The organism is Streptomyces durmitorensis (assembly GCF_023498005.1).
Taxonomy (GTDB): domain Bacteria; phylum Actinomycetota; class Actinomycetes; order Streptomycetales; family Streptomycetaceae; genus Streptomyces; species Streptomyces durmitorensis.
Genome location: NZ_CP097289.1, coordinates 7,415,491 through 7,433,845, shown reverse-complemented (window position 1 = coordinate 7,433,845; position 18,355 = coordinate 7,415,491). Strand labels below are relative to the sequence as shown.

Below are 18,355 nucleotides of genomic sequence, written 5' to 3'. Positions count from 1 at the left end.
CACCATCGAACTCCCACCAGGTCTGGCGGTCCGGTTGACGTTAGGACCCGCGTCGATCCGTTAACAAGATGTTGACGTGCGAGCAATAAGCGCAAAACTCCAGGTCAACGACTTGCTGCCGGTGCTGTCTGAGCTGCCGCCGGAACAAGGGGTGTGAGGGTCACCGGGAAGCCGTTGAGCACGGACGTCCCGGAGAGCGGGTCCAGGAGGGTCCCGTCCAGGAGCTGGTTCACATTGGCCCCGGGGTTCTCGGCCGCGACGGCGAGGCGCGTGCCGGGGCGGTCATGACCCCAGCCGTGCGGGAGGCTGACCACTCCGGGGCGCACGGCGTCGGTCACCTCCACGGGGACGGTGAGCTGCCCGCCCGCGGCGGCCACGCGCGCGTGGCCGCCGTTCTCGATGCCGATGCGGGCCGCGTCCTCGGGGTGGACGTGCAGGGTGCAGCGGTTGGTGCCGCCGGTGAGGGTGCGGACGTTGTGCATCCAGCTGTTGTTGGAGCGCAGATGGCGGCGCCCTACGAGGACGAGCTCGTCCGGGGTGGCTCGCAGCGCGGCCGTGAGGCGGGGCAGGTCGTCCGCGATGGGTCCCGGGAGGAGTTCCACCCGTCCGCTGCGCGTCCTGAGGACCTGCGGGAGGCGGGATTCCAGCGGGCCGAGGTCGATGCCGTGCGGGTGGGCGAGGAGCCGCTCCAGGGTCAGGCCGTCCTCGCGTACGCCGAATCCGTCGCCGTAGGGGCCGAGCCGCAGCATGAGGTCGAGCCGCCGCTCGGGGCCGCTCTCGCCGGTGAGGAGGGCGGCGAGTTCCTTGGGGTCACGGCCGTGGACGGCGGAGTGCGGGTCGGCAACAGCCTTGCCGAGGGCCTTGTCGACGACCATCGCGTCGACGGCGGCCGGGTCGCCGCCGTGCATTCCGCCGGCGGCCAGGACGAGCCGGGCGAGGATCTCCGTCTCGGGGATCCTGCCGTCGTTAAGGGGCAGCGCGGCGGGGGTGTGGCGGACCTGGTTGTGCACGGCGAATCCGTTGAAGGCGAAGTCGAAGTGGGCGCTCTGGGAGGGCGGGGGCGGCGGCAGGACCACGTGGGCGTGGCACGAGGTCTCGTTCAGGTACGGGTCGACGCTCACCATGAAGTCGAGCGAGGCCAGCGCCTTGTCGAGGCGGTCGCCGTCGGGCGCCGAGAGGACGGGGTTGGCCGCGATGGCCACGACCGCGCGGATCGCACCGTCGCCGGGAGTGTCGATCTCCTCGGCGAGCGCGGCGATCGGCAGTTCGCCCTTGGCCTCCGGGTGCCCGCTCACGCGGCTGTGCCAGCGGCCGAGCGCGAATCCCTTGCCGGGGCCCGCCGGGCGGGGCGCGCGGTCGGTGGCGGAGAGCGGGAACAGGGCGCCGCCGGGCCGGTCGAGGTTGCCGGTCAGGACGTTCAGGACGTCGACGAGCCAGTTGGTGAGGGTGCCGTAGGCGACGGTGCTCGCGCCCACGCGGGCGTAGACGGCGGCGGTGGGCGCCGCGGCCAGCTCGCGGGCGAGGGCGCGGATGGTGTCGGCGGGCACGTCGCACGCGGCGGTGACGGCGTCGGGGGTGAAGTGGCGTACGGCCTCGCGCACGGCGTCGACCCCTTCCACCTGCTCCTCAAGCGCGCCGAGGTCGGTGAGTTTCTCCTCGAAGAGGACCTGGACCATCGCCGCGAGCAGCAGGGCGTCCGCGCCGGGCCGGATCGCGAGGTGCCGGTCGGCGAGCTTCGCGGTGCGGGTGCGGCGCGGGTCGACGACGGTGAGGGTGCCGCCCCGCGCGCGCAGCGCCTTCAGCTTGCCGGGGAAGTCCGGGGCGGTGCAGAGGCTGCCGTTCGAGTCCAGGGGGTTGGCGCCGAGCAGCAGGAGATGGTCGGTGCGGTCCAGGTCGGGCACGGGGATGGCGAACGGGTCGCCGAAGAGGAGCCCGCTGGAGACGTGCTTGGGCATCTGGTCGACGGTGCTCGCGGTGAAGACGTTGCGGGTGCCGATGGAGCTCAGGAGCACGGGCGGGTAGAGGCCGCCCGCCATGGTGTGCACGTTCGGGTTGCCGAGCACCACGCCGACCGCCTGCGGCCCGTACTGCTCGATCAAGGGGCGCAGCCCGGCGGCGACGGCGTCGAACGCCTCGTCCCAGCTTGCCTCTTGGAGTACGCCGTCCTTGCGGACGAGCGGGCCCTTCAGGCGGTCGGGGTCGGAGTCGGCCTCTCCGAAGGAGGCGCCCTTGGGGCAGATGAAGCCGTGGCTGAACACATCGTCCCGGTCCCCGCGCGCACCGGTCACGCGCGCGTCGGCGCCGTCAGAGGGCCCTTCGATGGTGAGCGTGAGCCCGCAGGTGGCTTCGCAGAGGGGGCAGATACGCAGGGCGGTGCGGGCGGTGCTGAGCATGGAGGACCCTCCAGGGCGGCGGCGACGACGCACGTGCGCTCTCACCATACCGACCGGTATGCATGCCGTCAGGCCCCCTGAGGGGTCAGGTCGCGAAACCGCGAGCCCCTGATCCCTGACCCTTGCCCCCGCCCCGTGGCCCCGGTTCAGTCCAGCGACCCCGCGAAATACGAGTGCAGCAGGGTCCGCGTCTCGTCGATCAGGTCGGGATCGCCCGACGGATGCGCGCGGAAGGCGAGTTGGAGGACCGCGTCCACCGCTTCGACACCGACGAGCACCGTGCGGCGCAGCTTCTTGTCCAGCGGACGGTCGAGGTGGGCGGCGAGCAGTCCCGCCACCCGCTCGGCGACGTCCGAGTTGGCGTCGGGCATCGCGTCGGGGGCCGAGGGGATGCCGAAGTCGACCAGGCCGAAGCCGGGGACGCTGCGCTTCATGGCGAGGTACTCGTCGAAGGCCGCGTCGACGGCGCCGCGCCAGTCGCCGCGCTCCACCCCGGTCATGCGCGCCGCCACGCGCTCTCCGTAGGCGTCGAGATTGCGGTGGGCCAGCGCGTCGGCCATGGCCCGCTTGTTGCCGAAGAAGCGGTAGACCGAGCCGATCGGGACGCCCGCGCGCTGGGCCACGGCGCGGGTGCTCAGGCCTTCGTAGCCGACCTCGTCCAGGAGGTCGGCGCAGGCGTCGAGGATCCGGGTCAGACGCTCGGCACTGCGCTCCTGCACGGGCACGCGGCGCAGGGTTTTCGGGGGTGGCGGAGGCTTCTGCTGATCACGGTGGGACATCCCCGGGAGAGTAGAGCATTGTTCACATCCATGGATCCCCCTTGCGGAAGGAAAACGTGAATCCTACGGTGACCCATAGGAATCGTTGACGAGGGAGCGATGATGAGCCGGGAACACACCAGCGACGCGAGCCGTGCGGACGCCAGCGGCGCGCGCAAGACGGCGGAGGCACTGACGTACCTCTCCGGCTTCGGCAACGAACACAGCTCCGAAGCGGTGCCCGGCGCCCTGCCGCACGGCCGCAACTCACCCCAGCGCGCACCACTCGGGCTGTACGCGGAGCAGCTGAGCGGCACCGCCTTCACCGAGCCCCGCGCGCACAACCGCCGCTCGTGGCTCTACCGCATCCGCCCCTCCGCCGCGCACCCCGCGTTCACGCGGGTGGACAACGGCGCCCTCAGGACGGCTCCGTTCACGCAGGTCCCCGACCCCAACCGGCTGCGCTGGAACCCCCTCCCCGAGCCCGCCCCCGGCACGGACTTCCTCGCGGGCCTGTGGACCCTGGGCGGCAATGGCGACGCCACCCAGCGCACCGGCATGGCCGTGCACCTTTACCACGCCAACTCCTCCATGACGGACCGGGTGTTCAGCGACGCGGACGGCGAACTCCTCGTCGTCCCCGAGCGGGGCGGCCTGCTGCTGCGCACGGAGTTCGGGCTGCTGCGCGCCGAGCCGGGCGAGGTGGCGCTGATCCCGCGCGGGGTGCGCTTCCGTGTGGAGCTGCTCGACGAGAGCGCCCGCGGGTACGTGTGCGAGAACTACGGCGCGGCCTTCCAGCTCCCCGACCTCGGGCCGATCGGCGCGAACGGCCTTGCCAACGCACGGGACTTCAGGGCTCCGGTCGCCGCGTACGAGGACGAGGACCGCCCCGTAGAGGTGGTGAACAAGTTCTGCGGGAACCTGTGGCGGGCGACGTACGACCACTCGCCGCTCGATGTCGTCGCCTGGCACGGCAACCACGTCCCGTACGTCTACGACCTGCGCCGCTTCAACGTCCTTGGCACCATCAGCTACGACCACCCCGACCCGTCGATCTTCACGGTTCTCACCTCGCCGTCCGACACCCCGGGCCTGGCGGGCGTGGACTTCGTGGTCTTCGCGCCGCGCTGGCTGGTCGGCGAGGACACCTTCCGGCCGCCGTACTTCCACCGGAACGTGATGAGCGAGTACATGGGCCTGATCGAGGGCGCGTACGACGCGAAGGCGGAGGGCTTCGTGCCCGGTGGCGGCTCGCTGCACAACATGATGTCGGCGCACGGCCCCGACCGGGACACCTTCGACAAGGCATCGGCCGCGGAGCTGAAGCCGCAGAAGATCGACGACGGGCTTGCCTTCATGTTCGAGACACGGTGGCCGGTGACGGCGACCGAACAAGCAGCTCAGGCCTCCCATCTGCAGCGCGGATACGACGATGTGTGGGAAGGTCTGGAACGCCATTTTCGAGACTGATTCATGACTGATTCGGAGAGACCGTGACCGCTTTTGCCCCGGACTCGATCGTCCTGAATCGCAAGCTGCCGCTCTGGTATCAGGTGTCGCAGTCCCTGCGCGCCTCGATACTCGGCCGCGTGCCCGACGCCCCGCTCCGGCTGCCCACCGAGGAGCAGCTGGCGGGGCACTACGGCGTGAGCGTCCTGACCATGCGCCAGGCGCTCAAGGAGCTCGAGGACGAGGGTCTGATCACCCGGCACCGGCGGCGCGGCACGTTCATCGAGCCCAGCGCCCAGCGCGGCTCCCCGGTCCGGCTGCTCGGCTCGGTCGACGCGATCGTGGCCCAGCAGTCGGGCATGAGCACCCAGCTGCTCGCGCACGGCACGGCTCCGGTCTCCGGCGAACTCGCCGAGCACTTCCCGGATCTGACCGAGGTGGCGACCTACCACCGGCTGCGCAGCGACGAGAAGACGGGCGAACCGACCAATCACGCCCACAACTTCATCCGCCCCGAGCTCGCCGAGCGCATCGACCTGGACGATCTGGCGCGCTGGCCCATGACGAAGGTCCTGCGCGACGTCGTGGGCGTCCGCATCAGCCGCATCACCGACACCGTCGAGGCCACGCTCGCCGACCCGGAGACGGCCCGCCTGCTCGAAGTGCCGCTGCTCAGCCCGATCCTGCACTACACGGGCATCACGTACGACGCGGAGGGGCGCGCCCTGGACGTGGCGCGCATCCACTACCGCGGCGACCGCTTCTCCTTCACGGTCACCCTCGACGCGACGTAAGGGTCTCGACGTACGATGCCGGGCGTGACGCACGACGAAGCGGCGCTGCTCGCCGACCTGATGCCGTGGTCCGTCGCACCGCTCCGGCCGGGCCGCGGGTGGCCGATGGGACCGGACGCCGCATCCCTCAGAGCCCGTTGGGCCGCGTTCCTGCGGGCGGACACCGCGGAGCGCGAGCAGCTCCTCTCCCCCTCGCGCTCGCGCACCCTGCACACCGCGGTCTCCCAACTCCCCGGCCACCGGGGCGCGACGCTCCCGCTGGCCGCCGAGTCGGGCCCCTGCCCCGATCCGGTGCGCGTCCTGCACGGCCCCTTCGACGAGCAGTGGCTGATCCCGGACCACCGGCTCATCGACGCCGCCCGCCCGGAGCTGTGGCGGGTCGCGGGCGAGGGGCAGCTGTTCCTCGTCGAGCAGGGGTACGTCACCGGCTCCGCCGGACCCGCGGTTCTTGCCTCCGCCGTGCTGCCGGACGGCCGCTCCCCCGCCGGGCGGCCCGGACGCATCCGTCCGCTGTTCCGCCGCCCCGGCGGGCTCGAACCCAATGTGACGCCGGGGCTGCTCGCCCATCTCTCCGGCGCGCTCGGCCAGGGCGTCGCCGCCGGGGATCTGCTGGCCTGGACGCTGGCCGTGGCGGGTGCGTCGCCGGCCGGGTGCCGGGTGCCGCTGACGTCCGACGCCGCGATCTGGGCGCGGGGCACGGAGCTCGGGCGCCGGGTGCTCGCGCTCCAGGCACGCGGTGACGGGGCGCGGCCGAAGCTTCCGGGCGGACGGCGGCCCTACGTACGGGCTCCGCTGCCCGCCCGCCCCGCGGAGCTCTCGTACGACGTCGAAGAGCAAGCGCTCCGCGTGGACGAGGGGCGCATCTCGCCCGTACCGCAGGAGGCGTGGGACTTCGAGGTGAGCGGGGTGCGCGTCCTTGAGCTGTGGTTCGAGCGGCGCATGGCCGCCGGTGAGGCGGGCTCTCTGGAGGCGATCCGTCCCGCGGAGTGGCCGCAGGCGTGGACGTCCGAGCTGCTCGAACTCATCACGGTGCTGGCGCTTCTCGCGGAACTCCGGCCACTGCAGGCCGAGTTGACCACGAACCTCGGCGTCCGCATCACGGCGGAAGCGCTGCGTCGTGCGGGCGTGCTTCCCGCGCCCGAGACCGCGCGGCGCCCCGCGTCGGTACTTGACCACCACGAGGAGGGGCCCGGCGGCCAGTTCGCCCTGCTATGAGCGACGTGACACCTCTGCCGAGGTGGCCGGTTGCCTTGCTGCGGCTCGGTCGTGGCTGAGCGCGCCGTTCCCCGCGCCCCTTCGGGGCTCTCCTCTAACCCTGTCCGACCTTTCGAACCCCGCCCGAGCCCAACAGCGCCACCAGACCGGCGACCTGCAACAGGGCCAGTGCGACGGCCCCGGTGCGGAAGCCGCTCGTTCCCCCGCCGCCCACGCCATACGCGAGCGCCGCGATCGCGGGGCCGACCGTGAAGCCGAGGGTGCGGAAGGTGTTGCCGATGCCGCCGATGGTGCCCACCAGGTCGGGCGGTGCGGCGGACAGGAGCGAGGCGTTGACCGGCGTGCCGAACAGCGCCTGCCCCACGCCGATCAGGGCGAGCCGCCAAGCGATGTCGAAGAGCCCGGCGCCCGAACCGAGGGTCAGCATGCTCAGCAGGCCGCCGATCACCAGGATCAGTCCCGCCGACCCCAGGAGCCTGCCGGGCAGCCGGTCGGCGAGCCGGCCGCTGACCGGCGAGCAGAGGGCCACGGCGCCGATGAAGAAGACCATCGCGAGGCCGGTCGTCGAGGCGCTCCCGTGCAGGACGTCGGCGACGTAGAACGGCAGCAGGAAGTAGGAGAGCCCCACGAACGTGCCGGTCAACAGGAGGGAGAGGACGGGAAGGCCGATGGCCCTGCGCCGCAGGAGCCCGGTCACCGGGCGCGCCGAGCGCAGCCGTGTCCACCACACCGCGAGCGCGGCGGCGGCCACCGAGAACACCGCGGCGACGACGGGCTGTTCCGCCTCGATCCGGTCGAAGGCCACCAGGAGCGCGGTCACCGAGCCGCCCAGGACGAGGCCGTCGCCCACCAGGGACCGGTCGGGCCGGGTGAGCCCGCCGCCCGTGGACGGGATGAAGCGCGCCCCGAGCCAGATCACCACGATCAGCACCGGCACCTTCATCAGCATCACGGGCCGCCAGCCGTACGCGTCCGCGACGAACCCGCCGAGGGACGAGCCGCCCATCGAGCCGATCGGCATGATCGTGGCGATGTAGCCCATCGCGCGGCCCCGCTGCTCGGGCCGTACGACCGCGGCGACCACCGGCAGGTAGACCGCGACGGCCACGGCTCCCGCGACGCCTTGCAGGACGCGGGCGGCGAGGAGCACGGGGAGGTTGGGCGCGAGGGCCGCGAGGATGCTGGTGAGCCCGATCGCAGGGACGGAGAAGAGGAACACGGCACGGAGGTCGACCCGGTCCGTCCACCGCCCCGCGGGGATCGCGAGAGCGGCGGTGGGCAGGGCGTAGGCGAGGAGCACCCACTGGGTCGCCGAGGTCCCGACGCCGAGGTCGGTGCCGATCGCGGGCAGCGTCACGGAGGAGAGGCTCAGCTCCAGGGTGACCATCAGCATGGCGAGGGCCATGACGGCGACCGGCGTCCAGCGGGTCTTCGTGAGGGCGGTCTCGGCGGGGGGCGTGGTGTCACAGGTCGCGTGCGTCATGGGGTCGACGCTAGGAACAGGGGCCTGTGCGCCGCCTCTGTCGTACGACTGGGAATGACCGGGCGGCCGGAACCCGGTCGGACCCCGGTCGGACCCCGGTCACCGCCCCGTCATGATCCCGGTCGTCCGACAGAGGCCGCGGACCTGGGTCGTTGCCTAGCTTTCCAGGTGTCAGCACGACACCGAGCACGGACACCGGCACACCGGCCGCGGAACCAGCGAGGACCCCATGACCACGACCAGGACTACAGCCACAACCACAACCACGACCACGCGGCGCCTTCGGGTGGCGGTCATCGTCGGCAGCGCACCCGCGAGGGCCGCTTCGCGCCGACCGTCCGCGACTGGTTCGTCTCGGTCGCCGGGCTCGCGGCGGCGGACGCGTTCGTCGTCATCACGCCGGAGTACAACCACAGCTTCCCCGCCGACCTGAAGCACGCGATCGACTGGCACCTGGACGAGTGGCGGGCGAAGCCGGTGGGCTTCGTCTCCTACGGCGGTGTCGCGGGCGGGCTGCGCGCGGTGGAGCAACTGCGCCTGGTCTTCGCCGAACTGCACGCGCCGACCATGCGCGACACGGTCAGCTTCCACGGCGCGTGGCACCGGTTCGGCCCGGACGGGCAGCCGCACGACGCGGAGGGCCCGGCCGGTGCGGCGAAGGTCATGCTCGACCAGCTCGCCTGGTGGGCCGTGACGCTGCGCGACGGCAAGGCGGCCCGTGCCTACACGGCGTAGCCCTCGCACACCTCTCATCTTCTCCATACGACTTACGACTTACGACTTACGACGAAAGCGAGTTGACCATGCGAGCGATCCGACTGCACGCCTTCGGCGGGCCCGAGAACCTGCGGTACGAGGAGGTCGCCGACCCCGTGCCGGGCCCCGGCCAGGTACGTATCGCCGTCGAGGCCTCGGGAGTGCACCTCCTCGACACCGCGCTCCAGAGGGGCGCGGCCGCTGAACTCCCCTTTGCAATGCCCGAGTTGCCGATGACGCCGGGCCGGGAGGTGGCGGGCGTCGTCGACGGTCTCGGTGCGGGAGTGGACGAGGAGTGGCTCGGCCGACGCGTGGTGACGCACCTGGGCCTGGTCAACGCGGGCTACGCGGAGCTGGCCGTGCGCGAGACGGACGCGCTGTTCCGGCTGCCCGACTCGCTCTCGTACGAAGCCGCGATCGCCATGGTCGGCACCGGCCGGATGGCGCTGGGCATCCTGCACGTCGCCGCGCTCGAACCGGACGACGTGGCGCTGGTGACGGCCGCGGCGGGCGGCATCGGCACGCTCCTGGTGCAGGCCGCGCGGAACGCGGGCGTGACCGTGGTGGGCGCGGCGGGCGGCCCCGAGAAGACCGCACGGGTGCGGGACCTGGGCGCTGACGTGGCCGTCGACTACAACGAGCCCGACTGGCCGGAGAAGGTGCGGGCCGCGCTCGGGGGCCGCGAGGTGAGCGTCGCCTTCGACAGCGTGGGCGGTCAAGCAGGGCGTGCCGCGCTCGAACTCCTGGGCTTCGGCGGCCGGTTCGTGATGTACGGCTGGTCGTCGGGCACACCCACGGAACTGGGCACCAAGGACCTCCACGGTCGTCTCCTGACGGCGACGTACGCCTTGGGCCCGCGGATCGCGCGCGTCCCCGGGGGTCTGCGCGGCCTCCAGGAGCGGGCGCTCGATGAGGCGGCGCGCGGCACGCTCGTACCGGCGGTGACGACGTTCCCGCTGCGGGACGCGGGGGCGGCGCACGCGGCGCTGCTGGGGCGGGGCACGGTCGGCAAGGTGGTCCTGAAACCGTGACCGGACGACAACTCCGATGACTCAGCCAGCTCGATGACTCCGCCAACTCACTCGACGACTCAGCCAACTCAAGGGAGAACCTCATGACTGCCACTGCTCCGACGACGATGCGCGCCGTCGCGTTCACGGCCCACGGCCCGGCGGAGGTGCTGCGCCCGGTGGACCTTCCCGTCCCCGAGCCCGGTCCTGGCGAGGTCCGTGTGCGGGTACGGGCGGCGGGTGTGATGCCCTTCGACATCGGGCTGCGGGAAGGGGTGATCAGACCGCCGGGGGCGGTGTTCCCCGTCGTGCCGGGCAACGAGTTCGCGGGGACGGTCGACGCGCTCGGCTCCGGGGTCACGGGGTTCGGGCCGGGCGATCCGGTGCTTGGCTTCTCGTTGCTCGGTTCGTACGCGGAGTACGTCGTGGTCCCGGAGGAGAATCTGGTCGCCAAGCCGGACGTGATGGGGTGGGCGGAGGCGGGCGGCTTCTCCGGGAACGCGCAGGGCGCGCACCTGGCGCTCGGCGCGATGCGCGTGGGCCCCGGTGACACGGTCCTGATCAACGCAGCGGCGGGCGGACTCGGCACGCTGGCGGTGCAGTTGGCGAGGGCGTGGGGCGCGACGACGGTCATCGGCACGGCGAGCGAACCCAACCACGACCATCTGCGGGCGCTGGGCGCGATCCCCGTGACGTACGGCGAGGGCCTGGAGGAGCGGGTGCGTGCGATCGCCCCGGAGGGTGTGGACGCGGCGCTCGACGGGGCGGGGGCGGAAGCGCTGCGCGCGTCGGCGGCGGTGGCCAAGTACCCCGACCGGGTCATCACGATGGTCGCGACGGAGGAGGCCCGCCGCCTGGGCCTGCCCGAACTCGCCGGTGCGAGGACGGCGTCCCGCCTGGCGGAGATGACCGAGCTGTACGCGAAGGGAGCGCTGCGGCTGCACATCCGCGCGCAGTACGCGCTGGAGCGGGCGGCGGACGCGCAGCGGGACGTGGAGCGGGGGCATGGCCGCGGCAAGGTGGTCCTGACGGGTCGCCTCTGACCCACGGGCCCGCGTCGGTTGACCAAGACGGGGGACGGCGGACGGGGGTGGCGTGCAGGTCACGTACCGTCTGTCGATGTCGTCGGCCAGAAGCCGTCCGCGTGCCGCAGGAGGAGTGGGCCATGAGCAAGCCGTCGGGAGCGGCGGGAGGGCCGGCCGGGTTGCGGCGGCGGCTGGGGGTGTCGGACGCCGTGGTGATCGGCCTGGGATCGATGATCGGCGCGGGGATCTTCGCCGCCCTGGCCCCGGCGGCGCACGCGGCCGGCTCGGGACTGCTGCTCGGTCTGGCGCTCGCCGCGGTGGTGGCGTACTGCAATGCGACCTCCTCGGCCCGGCTGGCCGCCCGCTATCCGGCCTCCGGCGGTACCTACGTGTACGGACGCGAGCGGCTCGGCCCCTTCTGGGGATACCTCGCGGGGTGGGCGTTCGTCGTCGGCAAGACCGCGTCCTGCGCCGCGATGGCGCTCACCGTCGGCTCGTACGTCTGGCCCGAGCAGGCACACGCGGTGGCGGTGGCCGCCGTGGTGGTGCTGACCGCGGTGAACTACGCGGGGGTGCAGAGGTCCGCGCTCCTGACCCGGGTGCTCGTCGCCGTGGTCCTGGCCGTGCTCGCCGCGGTGGTGGTCGTCTCCCTCTCCTCGACGGCCTCGGACGCAGCCCGGCTGGACCTGGGCCCGGACGCCGGCATCGGCGGGGTGCTCCAGGCGGCGGGTCTGCTGTTCTTCGCCTTCGCCGGATACGCGCGCATCGCCACGCTCGGCGAGGAGGTCCGCGATCCGGCGCGCACCATCCCCCGGGCCGTCCCGATCGCGCTGGGCATCACCCTGGTCGTGTACGCGTTGGTCGCCGTGTCCGTCCTGACGGTGCTGGGGCCGACCTCGCTGGGGGACGCCACGGCGCCGCTGTCGGACGCCGTCCGGGCCGCCGGGGCCGACTGGATGGTGCCGGTGGTCCGCGTCGGCGGGGCGGTGGCCGCGCTCGGCTCCCTGCTGGCCCTGATCCTCGGCGTCTCCCGCACCACACTGGCGATGGCCCGCGACCGGCACCTGCCGCACGCCCTGGCCGCCGTCCATCCCAGGTTCGAGGTGCCCCACCGAGCCGAACTCGTCGTCGGCGGCGTGGTGGCGGTGCTCGCCGCGACGGCGGACGTGCGCGGGGCGATCGGCTTCTCCTCCTTCGGGGTGCTCGTGTACTACGCCGTCGCCAACGCCTCCGCCTGGACCCTGACACCGGAGGAAGGCCGCCCCGCGCGCGTCGTTCCCGCCCTCGGGCTGGCCGGCTGCCTGGTCCTTGCCTTCGCCCTGCCCGTTTCCTCGGTGGTCTCCGGGGCCGTGGTGCTGTCACTCGGCGCCCTCGTCCACGGCATCAGGCGCGCCATCGCGACCCGCGGCTGACTGCGGCTGACCGCGTCCGGCGGTGCTCGCCGCGGTCAGCCGGGCCGCGCGTCACGGCGGGAGCGCGTCAGCGCCCGGCGGCCGAGGACCAGGGCGATCAGCCCCGACGGGACGGCCACGACGGCTCCGACGAGTCCGTTGCCGGTGCCGGGGCCCCCATCGGATGTGGCCAGGTGCAGCACCGCGAGGAACGTACCGACCAGGCCGAGCACCATGGCCGCCATGGCGCCCGTGCGTGCGTCGCCGGTACTGACGCGGCCGGCAGCGCGGCGCAGGGCCAGCCAGCCGACGGCCACGCCGACCAGCCCTGCTCCGAGGGCCAGATTGGCGCCGGTCCGGCCGTCGCCGATGACTCCGCCCTCGGCAGCCGCCACCATGGCTTCCGTTGCCTTCATGCCACTCCCCTCCGTCATGTCCCGCTGTTGCGAGGCGACTTGAGCATCTCCGGCGACCGCGGCGCCGGTCGTCCCGCAGGCGCAGGCACTTCGCGCTGCCGCCGATGCCGTAGACCGCTACTGCGGCTGCGGCAGCGCCGTGCGCAGTACTGCGGGCGTCGCAGGTGGCCGTTCATCCCCGAGCGGGACTCGTCCACGGCGGGCATCCGGCTAGGGTGCGCGCATGGACAGAGGACGGTTCCACGTCCCGGCCGGTGTCAGGGACTGGGCGGTCGCCCTCGGGGTGACGGCGCTGCTCCTTGCCACCGGCCTGTCCGGGGAACGCCCCGGCACGGATGCCGAGTTGCTCGGCTCCGCCCTGCTGGCGGTCGGCGGCCTCGCGCTGGCAGCGCGCCGCCGGGCTCCGCTGACCGTCCTGACCGGCACCGCGCTGTCGGCGGTGGGCTACGCGGCCGCGGGTTTCGACGTGCTCGCCGTCCCGTACCTGGTCGCGGTGTACGGCGCGGTGCGGGCGGGGCACCGCTCCCGCACGGTGGCGGCATCCGTGACCCTGCTGGCCGTCCTGCACATCACCGCCCTGATCTTCCACGAAGGCCCCACGGGCGAGGCGTTGGCACAGGCCCGGCACGTCCTCGAGATCGCCTGGCTGATCGCCGCGTTCGCCGCAGGGGAGGCGCTGCACCAGGCCGAGCGGCGGGCGGACGAGGCCGAGCGCACCCGGGAGGAGGCCGCGCGGCGGCGCGCGGACGAGGAACGGCTGCACATCGCCCGGGAGTTGCACGATTCGCTCACGCATCAGATATCGATCATCAAGGTGCAGTCCGAGGTCGCCGTCCATGTGACCCGCAAGCGGGGCGAGCCGGTACCGCACACCCTGCTGGCGATCCAGGAGGCCGGGCGCGAGGCGACCCGGGAACTGCGCGCCACCCTGGAGGCGCTGCGCGACGACGACACCGCGCCGCCCCGCGGACTCGATCACATCGCGGAGCTGGTGGAGCGGACCGGCCGCGCCGGCCTGGAGGTGACCCTGACGATGGAGGGACCGCGGCCCGACGTGCCGGCCGCGGTGGGCCGCACCGCCTACCGGATCGTTCAGGAAGCCCTCACCAACGTCGTCCGGCACGCCGCCGCCGCGACCGCGTCGGTCCGCATCGACTGCCGGCCGGACTCACTGGCCGTCCAGGTCGACGACGACGGCAGCGCCACCCCGGACACCGTGCCGATGCCCGGCCTCGGACTGCTCGGCATGCGCGAACGCGTCACCGCGCTCGGCGGCCGGCTGAGCGCCGAACCGCGCGGCGAGCACGGCTTCACCGTCCGGGCGGAACTCCCGGTGGAGCGAGCGTCGTGATCCGCGTCCTGCTGGTCGACGACCAGCCGCTCATTCGCAGCGGATTCCGCGCCCTCCTCGACCTCGAGGACGACATCGAGGTGGTGGCCGAGGCGGGTGACGGCGAGCAGGGTCTCGTACTCGTCGAGCAGCATCTGCCCGACGTCGTGCTGGTCGACATCCAGATGCCCCACGTCGACGGCATCGAGGCCACCCGGCGGATCGCCGCGGACCCGGCCCTGTCCGGGGTACATGTGGTCATCCTGACGAACTACGGGATGGACGAGTACGTCCTCGACGCGCTGCGCGCCGGTGCCGCCGGATTCCTGGTCAAGGACATCCTGCCGGAGGACCTGCTGCACTCCGTGCGGGTGGCCGCGCGCGGTGACGCCCTGCTCGCGCCGTCCATCACCCGCAAGCTGATCAACCGGTACGTCACCCAGCCGCGCCCGGCCCTGGCCGGCGCCGGACTTGAGCACCTGACGAGCCGCGAACGCGAGGCCGTCGCCCTGGTCGCCCAGGGCCACTCCAACGAGCAGATCGCCCACCACATGGTGATCAGCTCGCTGACCGCGAAGACCCACATCAACCGGGCCATGACCAAACTGCACGCCCGCGACCGCGCCCAACTCGTGGTCCTGGCCTACGAGTCCGGTCTGGTCGTCCCGGGCACGTCCTGACGTCCAAGGACAGGGCGGGCGGACGAGGAAGATCCGCCGCAAGGCACCGTGGACGGACGGACCGCCCGTTAGGGTCGGTTCATGCTCTACGGACGCGTCGGCGAAACCGCTCAGCTGGAAGAACTGCTGGCCAAGGCCCGGCAGGGACACAGCGCCGCCTTCGTCGTACGAGGAGAGGCCGGCATCGGCAAGTCGGGGCTCCTCGAACATGCCGCCCTCCAGGCCACCACCCACGGCATGCGCCTGCTGCGGGCGACCGGCATCGAGGCCGAGAGCGAACTTCCCTTCGCCGGGCTCCACTTGCTCCTGCACCGCGTCACCGACCGGATCGACGACCTGCCGCAGCCGCAGGCCAAGGCCCTGCGCACCGCGCTCGGCCTGGCGACCGGCGACGCGCGGGCCGACCGCTTCCTCATCGGCCTCGCCGTGCTGACCCTCCTGGCGGACCTGGCCGACCCCGCCGAAGAGGGCTCTCTCCTCTGCCTCGTCGACGACGCCCAGTGGCTCGACCAGGCCTCCGCCGACGCCCTCCTGTTCGCCGCCCGGCGCCTCGCCGCCGAAGGTGTCGTGATGGTGTTCGCGGCCCGCGACGCGCACGCACCGCCCTTCCCCGCCCAGGGCCTGCCCGAGCTGCGGCTCACCGGACTCGACGACGAGGCCGCGGGCGAACTCCTCGCCGAGCACGCGGGGGATCTGCCCGCCTACGTACGCGAGCAGATCCGCAGCGAGTCCGGCGGCAACCCGCTCGCCCTGCGCGAGCTGCCCGCCGCCCAGCGCGAGGGCCACATACCCGCCTACGGCCATCACTTGAGCTCCCTGCCGAGCCACTCCCGCCTCCTGCGGACCTTCGCGGACCGGATGTCCGCGCTGCCGCGGGCCACCCGCTCCCTGCTGGTGGTCGCGGCGGCGGAAGGCACCGGCGATCTGACCGTGACGGCGGCCGCCGCGAGCAAGCTCGGCGCCACCGTCACCGATCTGGAGCCCGCCGAGCGCAAGGAGCTGCTCAGTCTCGACGGCGGGCGGCTCACCTTCCGGCACCCCCTGATCCGCGCCGCCGCCTACCAGAGCGCCCCGGTCGGCGAGCGCATCGCCGCGCACCGCGCGCTCGCCGACGCGCTGCCCTGCGTGGGCAACATCGACCGCAGGGCCTGGCATCTGGCGGCCGCCACCACGGAGCCCGACGAGTACGTCGCCGGGATCCTGGAACAGACCGCCGAACACGCCAGGGCCCGCGGCGGCTACGCGGCCGTCGCCGCGGCCTGCGAGCGCGCGGCCCAGCTCAGCCCGGACGGCACGCACCGCGCCCGGCGTCTCGCGCTCGCCGCGTCGGCCGCCGCGGACGCGGGCCAGAACGAACGCGCCGCCGAACTCGCCCTGCGCGCCGCCCCGCACCTGACCGACCCGGCCGTCCTCGCGCAGCTCGCGCAGGTGCGCGCCGCCGTCGCCCGCGAGCAGGGGCGCCTCGACGCCTCGTACTCGGTGCTTCTCGACACGGCCGCCGAGATCGCCCCGCACACGCCCGAGACGGCGGCGTTCATGGCGTACGAGGCGATGACCGCGGCCTGGCTCTCCGGGCACCGGCAGTCGATCGACGAGATCAGCGCCCGGCTTGCCGGACTCGACCTCAAGACTCCCCCGCACGCCCTGCCCTATCTGCCCGCCGCACAGGGCCTCGCCCGGCTCGCGGCGGGCGACCCGGGCAGCGGACTCCCGCCGCTGCGCGCGCTGTTCGACAGCCTGCGGGCCGAGCGCCACGACCGCGGGCACACCCTGCGCGAGCGCGTCTCGATCGCGTCCTGGTTCGCGCCGCTCGGCGATCTCGAGACCGGCAACGACCTCGCCGCCGAGCTTGACCGGGAGTGCCGCGAGCAGGGCGCGCTCGGCCCGCTGCCGCTCGTGCTCCTCATGCGTACCCGCGCACGGATCTTCCTGGGCCGCCACAGCTGCGCCCTGACGGGCGCCGCCGAGGGGCTGCGGATCGCGCAGGACACCGGACAGCCGCACTACGTAGGGCAGTTGTCGGGTGTCCTCGCCTATCTCGCGGCGCTCGAAGGCGACGAGGAGCGCTGCCGTGAGCTCGCCGCCAAGGGCGAGCTGCGGCAGGTCATGCCGGGTCAGGTGTGGGGCGGGATCGCGATCGCCATGCTGGAGCTGGGACTCGGCCGCCATGCGGCAGCCCTGCGTGCGTACGAGGACGTCGCGGCGAGCCCGTCCGGCCACACGATCGTCGTCCTGTACTGCGTGCCGGACCGGGTCGAGGCCGCCGTGCGGACCGGACGGGCCGATTCCGTGCGGGAGCCGGCGAGGGTCTTCGCCGCGTGGGCCGACCACACGGGGGCGGCCTGGGCGCGGGCCCTCGCCGCCCGCTGCCGCGCGCTGCTCGCCCCGGAGGCCGAGGCAGGAGCGGCGTACGAGGAAGCCATCGCGCTGCACACGGACGATGGCCGCCCCTTCGAACGGGCCCGCACGGAGCTGCTCTTCGGGGAGTGGCTGCGCCGCGCGGGCCGCAGGAGCGAGGCGCGTACGCCGCTGCGCTCGGCCCTCGACACCTTCGAGCTGCTCGCGGCGCCGCCGTGGGCCGAGCGGGCCCGCGCCGAACTGCGGGCCACCGGCGAGAGCCGGGCGCGGCACACCGGCGACGCGGCGCCCCTGGAACGGCTCACCCCGCAGGAGCGGCAGGTCGTGCGGCTCGCGGCGACCGGCATGACCAACCGGGACATCGGCGCCCAGCTCTTCCTGTCGCCGCGCACGGTGGGCTACCACCTCTACAACGCCTATCCCAAGCTGGGCGTGGCATCGCGCGGCGAGCTCGGCCGGCTCGCATTCCGGGACCAGGAGGACCAGGAGGACCAGGAGGAGGGGACCCCGGCGTGAGCGGCGGCGCCGGGCCCGAAGGCGCCGCTCAGGCGAACGAGTCCAGGAGCCGGTTCAGCATCCGCTCGAACAGCTCGTCGGCGTCCCCCGGCTCAGGCCCTTCCGTGAGCGCCGCCGCGAGCCGCGGATAGGACCCGTCGGCGACCTGCCCGGCGAGATACGCGAACCGCACCTGCTGCTCCTGCTCCTCCGTCCAGGGCAGGGCCCGCGCGCGCTCCGCCATGGCGAACTCGTTGACGACGTACGTCATGACCGAGCCGTTGACCATCCCGATGAGTTCCATCTTGGTGCCGTAGGGCGCGTCGAGCCCTTCCAGGGCGCCGAGGCAGTGCTCCAGGTAGCGCAGGGCGTTCGGGCTGAAGCCGTAGAGCGCGGACATGATCCGCGGCAGCCACGGGTGGCGCCGCATGAGGGCGCGCGTCTGGCGGCCGAGCGCCAGCATCTCCGCACGCCAGTCGCCGTCCCCCGGTCCGGCAGGCAGCTCGTACTCGCCGCTCACCGCGTCGACCATCAGCTCGTACAGGTCTTCTTTGCGCGGTACGTAGTTGTAGAGCGACATCGTTCCGCAGCCGAGTTCGCCCGCGACTCTCCGCATGGAGACCGCCTCGATGCCGTCCGCGTCGGCGATGCGGACGGCCGCCGCCGCGATGTCCGCCCTGCTGTACGCGGGCTTCGGGCCACGGCCCGCACGCTCGGGGCGCGCCCAGATCACTCCCGGTTCGGCCGCTCGGCCCGCCATTGATCATCACCTCGCCCTCCATGTTAGTTACGTACAGCGTAC

At 73.1% G+C, this 18,355-nt stretch carries 14 protein-coding genes and 1 pseudogene; 10 read left to right on the top strand and 5 right to left on the bottom strand.

Annotated elements, in window-relative coordinates:
- Positions 1-104 precede the first annotated feature (104 nt).
- On the bottom strand, positions 105-2,393 hold the full coding sequence (locus tag M4V62_RS33200) for a molybdopterin-dependent oxidoreductase (RefSeq protein ID WP_249590881.1): 2,289 nt from the start codon (positions 2,391-2,393) through the stop codon (positions 105-107).
- A gap of 146 nt (positions 2,394-2,539) precedes the next feature.
- Positions 2,540-3,172: a TetR/AcrR family transcriptional regulator gene (locus M4V62_RS33195; protein ID WP_249590880.1), complete on the bottom strand. Its 633-nt coding sequence runs from the start codon at positions 3,170-3,172 to the stop codon at positions 2,540-2,542.
- A gap of 102 nt (positions 3,173-3,274) precedes the next feature.
- Between M4V62_RS33195 and hmgA the strand changes: the two genes are divergently transcribed.
- Genes hmgA through M4V62_RS33180 form a run of 3 tightly spaced genes read left to right on the top strand, consistent with a single transcriptional unit; the run spans position 3,275 to position 6,609 of the window.
- Complete coding sequence (gene hmgA, locus M4V62_RS33190) at positions 3,275-4,621, top strand: homogentisate 1,2-dioxygenase (protein ID WP_249590879.1); 1,347 nt, start codon at positions 3,275-3,277, stop codon at positions 4,619-4,621.
- Between the two features lie 23 nt (positions 4,622-4,644).
- The gene (locus M4V62_RS33185) at positions 4,645-5,394 is read left to right on the top strand and encodes a GntR family transcriptional regulator (RefSeq protein ID WP_249590878.1); all 750 of its coding nucleotides are present in this window, start codon (positions 4,645-4,647) and stop codon (positions 5,392-5,394) included.
- 15 nt (positions 5,395-5,409) lie between these two features.
- The gene (locus tag M4V62_RS33180) at positions 5,410-6,609 is read left to right on the top strand and encodes a type ISP restriction/modification enzyme (RefSeq protein ID WP_249590877.1); all 1,200 of its coding nucleotides are present in this window, start codon (positions 5,410-5,412) and stop codon (positions 6,607-6,609) included.
- A gap of 94 nt (positions 6,610-6,703) precedes the next feature.
- On the opposite strand, the gene M4V62_RS33175 is transcribed toward M4V62_RS33180, so the two are convergent.
- Positions 6,704-8,092: an MFS transporter gene (locus M4V62_RS33175; RefSeq protein ID WP_249590876.1), complete on the bottom strand. Its 1,389-nt coding sequence runs from the start codon at positions 8,090-8,092 to the stop codon at positions 6,704-6,706.
- A gap of 229 nt (positions 8,093-8,321) precedes the next feature.
- Here M4V62_RS33175 and M4V62_RS33170 point away from each other — a divergent pair.
- The 4 genes and pseudogenes from M4V62_RS33170 (at position 8,322) to M4V62_RS33155 (ending at position 12,295) form a co-directional block, all read left to right on the top strand.
- Positions 8,322-8,827: pseudogene (locus tag M4V62_RS33170) on the top strand (NADPH-dependent FMN reductase).
- 68 nt (positions 8,828-8,895) lie between these two features.
- Entirely contained in the window at positions 8,896-9,879 is a 984-nt protein-coding gene (locus tag M4V62_RS33165) for a zinc-binding dehydrogenase (protein ID WP_249590875.1), read from the top strand.
- 83 nt (positions 9,880-9,962) lie between these two features.
- On the top strand, positions 9,963-10,901 hold the full coding sequence (locus M4V62_RS33160; RefSeq protein ID WP_249590874.1) for an NADP-dependent oxidoreductase: 939 nt from the start codon (positions 9,963-9,965) through the stop codon (positions 10,899-10,901).
- A 122-nt stretch (positions 10,902-11,023) separates the two neighbouring features.
- Positions 11,024-12,295, top strand: coding sequence for an APC family permease (locus M4V62_RS33155; protein WP_249590873.1), 1,272 nt, complete (start codon positions 11,024-11,026; stop codon positions 12,293-12,295).
- A gap of 35 nt (positions 12,296-12,330) precedes the next feature.
- On the opposite strand, the gene M4V62_RS33150 is transcribed toward M4V62_RS33155, so the two are convergent.
- Positions 12,331-12,690, bottom strand: a complete 360-nt coding sequence (locus tag M4V62_RS33150) for a DUF6223 family protein (protein WP_249590872.1) — start codon at positions 12,688-12,690, stop codon at positions 12,331-12,333.
- Positions 12,691-12,913: 223 nt separating this feature from the next.
- Here M4V62_RS33150 and M4V62_RS33145 point away from each other — a divergent pair, with 223 nt between their 5' ends.
- The 3 genes from M4V62_RS33145 (at position 12,914) to M4V62_RS33135 (ending at position 17,574) form a co-directional block, all read left to right on the top strand.
- Positions 12,914-14,041 carry a sensor histidine kinase gene (locus M4V62_RS33145; RefSeq protein ID WP_249590871.1) on the top strand — a complete coding sequence of 376 codons (1,128 nt, stop codon included), beginning with the start codon at positions 12,914-12,916 and terminating at the stop codon, positions 14,039-14,041.
- The gene (locus M4V62_RS33140) at positions 14,038-14,700 is read left to right on the top strand and encodes a response regulator (RefSeq protein ID WP_249590870.1); all 663 of its coding nucleotides are present in this window, start codon (positions 14,038-14,040) and stop codon (positions 14,698-14,700) included. Before M4V62_RS33145 ends, M4V62_RS33140 begins: the two co-directional genes overlap by 4 nt.
- Before the next feature lie 81 nt (positions 14,701-14,781).
- Entirely contained in the window at positions 14,782-17,574 is a 2,793-nt protein-coding gene (locus M4V62_RS33135) for a helix-turn-helix transcriptional regulator (RefSeq protein WP_249590869.1), read from the top strand.
- Between the two features lie 28 nt (positions 17,575-17,602).
- Here M4V62_RS33135 and M4V62_RS33130 read toward each other — a convergent pair whose 3' ends face one another.
- Positions 17,603-18,313: a TetR/AcrR family transcriptional regulator C-terminal domain-containing protein gene (locus M4V62_RS33130; protein ID WP_249590868.1), complete on the bottom strand. Its 711-nt coding sequence runs from the start codon at positions 18,311-18,313 to the stop codon at positions 17,603-17,605.
- Between the last annotated feature and the right edge of the window lie 42 nt (positions 18,314-18,355).

Bases quoted from the DNA above. Each gene is read 5' to 3' on its own strand.
- M4V62_RS33200 (WP_249590881.1), bottom strand. From the start codon at position 2,393: ATGCTCAGCACCGCCCGCACCGCCCTGCGTATCTGCCCCCTCTGCGAA.
- M4V62_RS33195 (WP_249590880.1), bottom strand. From the start codon at position 3,172: ATGTCCCACCGTGATCAGCAGAAGCCTCCGCCACCCCCGAAAACCCTG.
- hmgA (WP_249590879.1), top strand. From the start codon at position 3,275: ATGAGCCGGGAACACACCAGCGACGCGAGCCGTGCGGACGCCAGCGGC.
- M4V62_RS33180 (WP_249590877.1), top strand. From the start codon at position 5,410: ATGCCGGGCGTGACGCACGACGAAGCGGCGCTGCTCGCCGACCTGATG.
- M4V62_RS33175 (WP_249590876.1), bottom strand. From the start codon at position 8,092: ATGACGCACGCGACCTGTGACACCACGCCCCCCGCCGAGACCGCCCTC.
- M4V62_RS33165 (WP_249590875.1), top strand. From the start codon at position 8,896: ATGCGAGCGATCCGACTGCACGCCTTCGGCGGGCCCGAGAACCTGCGG.
- M4V62_RS33160 (WP_249590874.1), top strand. From the start codon at position 9,963: ATGACTGCCACTGCTCCGACGACGATGCGCGCCGTCGCGTTCACGGCC.
- M4V62_RS33155 (WP_249590873.1), top strand. From the start codon at position 11,024: ATGAGCAAGCCGTCGGGAGCGGCGGGAGGGCCGGCCGGGTTGCGGCGG.
- M4V62_RS33150 (WP_249590872.1), bottom strand. From the start codon at position 12,690: ATGAAGGCAACGGAAGCCATGGTGGCGGCTGCCGAGGGCGGAGTCATC.
- M4V62_RS33145 (WP_249590871.1), top strand. From the start codon at position 12,914: ATGGACAGAGGACGGTTCCACGTCCCGGCCGGTGTCAGGGACTGGGCG.
- M4V62_RS33135 (WP_249590869.1), top strand. From the start codon at position 14,782: ATGCTCTACGGACGCGTCGGCGAAACCGCTCAGCTGGAAGAACTGCTG.
- M4V62_RS33130 (WP_249590868.1), bottom strand. From the start codon at position 18,313: ATGGCGGGCCGAGCGGCCGAACCGGGAGTGATCTGGGCGCGCCCCGAG.